General features: G+C 41.7%; 7 protein-coding genes and 1 pseudogene. 2 read left to right on the top strand and 6 right to left on the bottom strand.

Annotation, left to right across the window (positions count from 1 at the left end; all coding sequences use genetic code 11):
• Nucleotides 1-92: 92 nt before the first annotated feature.
• From A8L45_RS23105 to A8L45_RS23080, 5 genes are all read right to left on the bottom strand, one after another.
• Nucleotides 93-887 carry a YwqG family protein gene (locus A8L45_RS23105; RefSeq protein ID WP_068905697.1) on the bottom strand — a complete coding sequence of 265 codons (795 nt, stop codon included), beginning with the start codon at nucleotides 885-887 and terminating at the stop codon, nucleotides 93-95.
• Nucleotides 888-1,213: 326 nt separating this feature from the next.
• Complete coding sequence (locus tag A8L45_RS23100; RefSeq protein ID WP_068905696.1) at nucleotides 1,214-1,768, bottom strand: nucleoside/nucleotide kinase family protein; 555 nt, start codon at nucleotides 1,766-1,768, stop codon at nucleotides 1,214-1,216.
• Between the two features lie 961 nt (nucleotides 1,769-2,729).
• Nucleotides 2,730-3,278 (bottom strand): hypothetical protein, encoded by a 549-nt coding sequence (locus tag A8L45_RS23090; protein WP_068905694.1) that lies wholly within the window; start codon nucleotides 3,276-3,278, stop codon nucleotides 2,730-2,732.
• Nucleotides 3,279-3,397: 119 nt separating this feature from the next.
• Complete coding sequence (locus A8L45_RS23085) at nucleotides 3,398-3,847, bottom strand: hypothetical protein (protein WP_068905693.1); 450 nt, start codon at nucleotides 3,845-3,847, stop codon at nucleotides 3,398-3,400.
• Between the two features lie 106 nt (nucleotides 3,848-3,953).
• Nucleotides 3,954-4,172: a hypothetical protein gene (locus tag A8L45_RS23080; RefSeq protein ID WP_068905692.1), complete on the bottom strand. Its 219-nt coding sequence runs from the start codon at nucleotides 4,170-4,172 to the stop codon at nucleotides 3,954-3,956.
• A 628-nt stretch (nucleotides 4,173-4,800) separates the two neighbouring features.
• Here A8L45_RS23080 and A8L45_RS23075 point away from each other — a divergent pair.
• A complete protein-coding gene (locus A8L45_RS23075; protein WP_068905691.1) occupies nucleotides 4,801-5,553 on the top strand; it encodes a hypothetical protein in 753 nt (250 codons plus the stop codon).
• Between the two features lie 58 nt (nucleotides 5,554-5,611).
• Here A8L45_RS23075 and tnpA read toward each other — a convergent pair.
• Nucleotides 5,612-5,928, bottom strand: a pseudogene (gene tnpA / locus A8L45_RS23070) (IS66 family insertion sequence element accessory protein TnpA).
• Nucleotides 5,929-5,996: 68 nt separating this feature from the next.
• Between tnpA and A8L45_RS25585 the strand changes: the two are divergent.
• Nucleotides 5,997-6,119 (top strand): hypothetical protein, encoded by a 123-nt coding sequence (locus tag A8L45_RS25585; protein WP_281181541.1) that lies wholly within the window; start codon nucleotides 5,997-5,999, stop codon nucleotides 6,117-6,119.
• Nucleotides 6,120-6,218 lie beyond the last annotated feature (99 nt).

The following is a 6,218-nucleotide window of genomic DNA, read 5'->3' as shown; positions in this document are numbered from 1 at the left end:
AGAAGCAAATTAAGGCCGAGTTAGCTCGGCCTCATGATGGGGGTAATCGGTTGGGGTGGCGCGGCTGCACTTATTACGGCAAAAATCTTGGTTCAACAACAATCCCAGTAGAAATAAGCATTCACAAAGTTTTCTACTTTTAGATCTTCAGGGTTTATGAATATATGCCCAACACCACTATCCCCAAACATTATGTGATCATCTACATCAATTTGGAGTAGTTGAACGTCGTTCTTTTGTTGTTTGCTGTAATCGCGTGGGTCGCCCTGAGTAAAATCAGCATACCCTCCAATTTTATGACCAGTGCAAGAAAAATAATTATCGAACTCGTCTTTATCTATTTCATTCAGACTATCTTCGAAGTCCCAATAGTCTTTCGAGCCAAACATAAAGGAAAATTGTGAATCTTCACTACAACCTGTATCAATAGCTTTCTTAAAAACCATTTCATGGATTTTATTTATAGGCAGCTCATCATATGAATTTTCGTGAATAAATGAAAAATCAGTGATAGGACTTTTATCTAGATCACTGCTCTTGTGGAAGATGATCTTACCTGAATCCATATCCCACCAATCATCGGTAGGGAAGAAAAGCTGCAATAGCCCAGATGATGGAAAGCCTTCTAATTTAGGAAGTTCTGAAAAATTGATTTGGGCCAGCAAAACCATTGGAGAACCGGCCTTATCTTTCGGATATTCAGAATCAATCGGATAAAAAGGAAAACCAAGAAACTTGCTTCTTGTTAGGCTTAAAGGATCAGTAGAAACCTTACAATTTAATGGTATGGCTTCAACTGAAATATATTCACGTTGTAGCTTTACAAGGCCATCTTCAAAGTCTTTAAGAACTGAAGGAATGACGACTTTATCTTCATTTGAATTCATTAAGATGTTCCTTGGTTGAAAGGGCATAACGCCTGCCAGTACGATTTGAAAAAGCTACCTAACTTTGCGCCACCACAAACCGCATGTAAGCCACCAAGAAACAACAACCTGAACGTGAATACAACTGCGTGATTGGAATTTCGGACACGCAACGCAAACAAAGGTTATTTGCCGATTTCGACATAAACCAGCGGCTATAGAAAGAGGAATTTAGCGACTAAACCTTGGGTCTCTAAACTCTAAAATTGATGGGGATAACGCTGCCATAAACGGCGAGCAATTTTTGCCAGTCCAGCGCCCGCAGGGCGCGATGTTTGATGGCCCTGTTAGTTTGCATTAGCTTTTAACCAGTTACCAATATAACTTGTCGTATCATTAATTGAAGCCACTTGGTCAAATACCAAATCAGAGTTATTCCTTACTTGCCTTACTGTTGATATATAAATTTCTCTGACGTGATCCTCATATTTATCCAAGTAGTTAGAAATAGAGAGTGCTGAATTAATATTAGGTTGCTCTGTATGTCTTTTGATAACACGAGCTAAGCATAACTCCATTGGTTGATTTAACAAGACAACGTAATCGACCAAAGACGACATAGAGTCACGCTCTTTACCAAAGGGTTCTTCAATAAAAATATAACGACTGCTATTGTTTGAAAGTAAACTTTCTAATGAAATGACAAATTTTGGAGTTTTAATTAGAGAAACGTTGGCTCCATTTTTTAGCCAGCTTTTCATATTTTTTGGGTATGTACTTTTATCAGTATGATCATCAAAAAGTAAAAATGGACAATCAAACTCACGAGCTAGTTTTTTAACAATGGTGGTTTTACCTGAACCAGATGCTCCACTGATCGCAACTACCTTTGTGTTATTCATACTATCCTATTGTTATAGAAATTGATTATAAACTAACGCCTGCCAGCACTGGCAAGAAATGGCGGAGCGGTTTTTTTTGTCCTGTGACTGCATTTGTTAGGTGTGCTGTGTAAGCTACTATGCCTATGCAAATTAGTTAAGCTTCTTTTTGAATACGTCTTTCGCGCATTATCGCCCTATATGGCATAAGTAGCACAAGAATTGTCGATGATACTGCTACTAACTTATTGCTTAAAAATGAAAAATGAACTCTTCGATCCCTATTAATTCTTTGATAGAGAAGTACAAACCAACCCCCAAAACTGCAGCTGATATTAGCTCTATCCAATCCTTCTTGAACCGTCCCTCAACACTTGCTCGCTGAGTAAAAACGAGTGAAAGCAGAAGGAGCGTATCTAGCATCGAAAAAGTCATACCTATATTCAATAAAAGAATTGAAACACACCATCCAACGCAGCCAGTTAATGATAAGACTCTGTTAAATTTGCTCATATATCCTTATCTCGAATGTATTGTGAAACACATAACAGTGTTTTATACCCCAAAGTGTCCAATATAAGTCCTGCGATTTGTCTAATATATTTCAAGGGTTAAATTTGCGACCCCCTATACGTCTTTAATCCTCACACCTATGTGCAAGCGCGTTCCCATTCGAGTGAAAGGGGGGGGACGCGCCGGAGATTCGTGGGAAGTGTAAATCTAAAAAGCAAAGGGCGAGGGAGGCAAAGAAGTTTATGGTTGCGTTGCTGCGGGGGCGATCAGGCTGGTTAATATCGAGCGGGGCAAATACTTCCGGCTGTTGGCCAATATCGAGATAGATGGCGAACGGCTGGCAGAAAAGCTGATTAAGGTCGGATTAGCCCGGCCTTATGATGGAGGTAAGCGGGTCGGGTGGTATTATTAACGCCTGCCAGCACAGACAAAAAATTACGGAGCGTTTTTTGTCCTGTGGCTGCCCTTGTTAGGCACATTTGAGAGTGTGGACCTCAAAAATTCTATACGGTCTAGGTTCACACCTATCGAATTTTCCCGATTCCAGCAACTCCCTAGCATTAAGAAAGTTAGCCAAAAGACAATGTTCTGTTACCGCGGTGTCTTGAGCTAAATGATTACAGGATAAAGGTGAGCATTCCGCATCATTTTGATTAAGGAATGTGACGATATCAAAACCGTGGGAAATAGTTTCCTTTGGAATTTTGACGTTTATATCAAAGGAAGATTCGGGTTGATATTTCTCCCACCGCCTTTCAAATTCATCCCACTGATATTCGTAGGCAGTGTAATAAAATAGAGTCATTTCGCGTAGATCAATATCGTTTTTAATTGCGAGCTTTTCGATATCTTTGGGGCTGTTAAAGAACCAATACCCATTATGCTCCCAGTAGTTTATCCAATCGGCAAAATCCTCAGAAACACAGCTGCTGACTGAGTAAATATCAGATACCTGCTCAGTCTTGAGCCAATCGGGCCGCTCATGAACAGTCTTATACATATAACCTACTGGTATCATTCTTACCCCCTTGGTGCCTAACGCCGTGCTAAGCGGCAGAAAAGTTTGGCTTAAAATTAGTGAGGCACGAACTACAAGCCAAACTTTTGTGTCCGCCCTTGAGCACCTTGTTATACGACCTAAGTATCGTAATAACCGCTATCCCATGGCTCGAAGAAAGCCATGTAATTGCAAGGTAAAAGTTCTACAGCCCAAACATCGCCATCATCTTCTGGTTCTCGAACAATTAACCCAATGTTTGTTCCTTTGTGATCTACGGAAAATGGTTTAACTTCAATACGCTGGAACGTTACATTTTCTAGCTTTTCCAATTTTTCATAATATTTTTTATTTGCATCATCCTCAGAGTAAGGACCTCTTGGACCAAGTTCCTCAATTTCCGAATCAACTAGATTACCAGCTGAATCAAATAGAAATAGAGTTATATACTCGCAACCAGCAATATCAGGTCGTGCTGGTTCAAATGGATTCGTTAAAAAAAATTGATGGCCATTAGGTGTTAGTCCTATATGTTGCGCATGATAGTCATCATGCTCTATCGCAATTAACTCAGGCTTTCCGTTAGACATGAAACCTCCGTGGTCGTATAACGCCTACCATAAACGGCGAGCGTGTTTTGCGAGTTCAGAGCCTGTAGGGCGCGATGTTTGATGGCCTTGTTATATATCGTTCCGTTCAGAGCCACTTTATTATCCAATTGGATTCCTCGAAGTAGCATTCAAGTTCTTCTTCATTCGACACCCAACTATCAAATGCCTCTACGTTAGGGTCGCTGAGATTTTTTCCTGTGAGTATAAGCAAACCGCCAGTACTCTCAGAGTCATCAATGACTTTCACCTGAAAACCAACATCGTCTCCAGATTCGATTACTCCAACTTTTCCAATCTCAATCACTGGCTACTCCGCGACATATAACAGTGTTAAATATCCCAAAATATAATTCCTGCAATTTTTCCAATGTAACTCAAAGGTAAGATTTGCGGCCGTCTACACGTATTGAATTTTCTGGGCTATGAGGGTGGCCGAAATCAGAGGCGGAAAACCACACCACCACCAAACCCAGCCCACCCTTGATACATCTCAGCAAAGCAAAGTACTGTAAATAAATACTTTTACCTTTCAGAGTCACCGATGGGTGAAACAGAAAACCCGCCAGGCTTTTAGATGGAAATCATGGGAGGGAGCTAAAGCGCGTCTTTTCGGCCGAGAGCTTTGGACGATGTTGAAACGGGAGCAGATAGACGTTGATGGGGAAACTGCTTGCGTGCGCTTCTAAACGCTCGCAGGGTAATTGTGTCCGGAGGAAAGCTCTCTGACAGGCCAATCAAAAATTTGCCACAGAACCGACTGTTGTCCAAAGCTTTCTTCTCACCCTATTTTTTTATCTCAATTATGATACTCTGGGATTATTATCCGGCAGAGACGCAGTCGCCATAAAACTCATTAAATAATAATGACATAAATAGTTTACCTAAGTCGTTTTATCCTGCATCAGGCACAACGAAATCGGAGTTGGCATACAATGACAAAAGCACTCAACCTCGTAAATAAACACCTCAGCTTTCCAGAAGTCACCTTAATAAGCCCATCGGAATCCAAATTTATTCATATCGCAGCAGACGTAGATTCAGGCCTGCCTTTTTTACCCAACAGTAAAGTAAAAAACCAGCTTATCTCTGATGTGAAATCGGCGTGCGATAAATTTTTAGAGATGCAAGGTGTGGTTGGCGCACATGTCTTTAGTGCTATTTTAATACCTCCCGGAAGAGGGAATTTCATCAAACAACGAGAAGACAAAGTACATATTGCAAACTTTGACCTTGTTGTATTAATTGAATGCGAATCCGAGCTTGTTGAGGAAACACTTCGCAGTAGTAGTGAATTTATGAAAATGATCTCTAATATTGACACCCGGTCCAAATACACCCATGAGGTCAGTGCATCAAATGCTCGACGAATCGGGCCCGTTGATCACTCCAAGCAAGGCGTGTTTCTTTTCAATTATTTCTTCGCTGACGATGTTGAACAGAATTTGGGAGTTTGGAACTACACAGCAGGCTGGTTTGAAGCGGAAACACAGCTTGATAATTCTACGTTACTACTGCCACGTGAGAAGAGTGAATCGAAATACACAGTGATTAATCATTGCCGATGGGATTCACTTAGAGAGATACTCCCGTCTTTGATTTTCAAATCGACGTTCCGAAAATACGTGCTCGATAACTTTGAAGCTAACAATGTTGCGGCAATGCCAATTCTTTACAAGCTTGCCTGAAAACCTAAGTCAACATACTCGCTGTAGAGGTAAATATTCGGGGCGCTCAACATACTCTTCATGACAACGCCCCGATGAGCTCTGCCAGATAAGGAGCTGGCATGCCTTGAGGAATACTCCACTCAACATCATTGACGAGAGGAGTCATGTGAGCTGTTGCTATTTGAAGTTGATATTTCGTTGTCTTCTCGATGACTTTGGCTTTGATAAAACCGCCTGAGCTTGCCGTTTCTGAACGCATTAATTGCCGGCACTTGACATAGAAAGTGGAAACGCTCAGCCTGTGCTGCTCACAGAAAATACGTTGTGATAGTTAGCTGGATTTATAGTCTTCCAAAGGGTTTTCCATTCTTGGTCGGTGCGTCGATTGGCCATATCAAAATCTCCTTGTGGCGGGAGGCTTGATCTTAAGGCGAACTCAACATGATAGAAATGTGGGGTTTATGGATCGGATACGGTGTGATGCTGATACCTTCCGGGTTGATATTGATGGCTGGCCGGATGTGGTGAGCAAGCGGGTTCCCGTTAGGGTGAAAGGGGTGGATGCGCCTGAGATTCGTGGGTAGTGTGAATCTGAAAAGCAGAATGCGAGGGCGGCGAAGCAGTTTACGGTTGCATTGCTTCAGGGGGCGGAGGTGATCAAGCTGGTGAATATCGAGCGGAGC

It is taken from the genome of Veronia pacifica, assembly GCF_001707825.1.
GTDB lineage: Bacteria > Pseudomonadota > Gammaproteobacteria > Enterobacterales > Vibrionaceae > Veronia > Veronia pacifica.
This window is presented reverse-complemented; position numbering and strand designations above follow the sequence as displayed.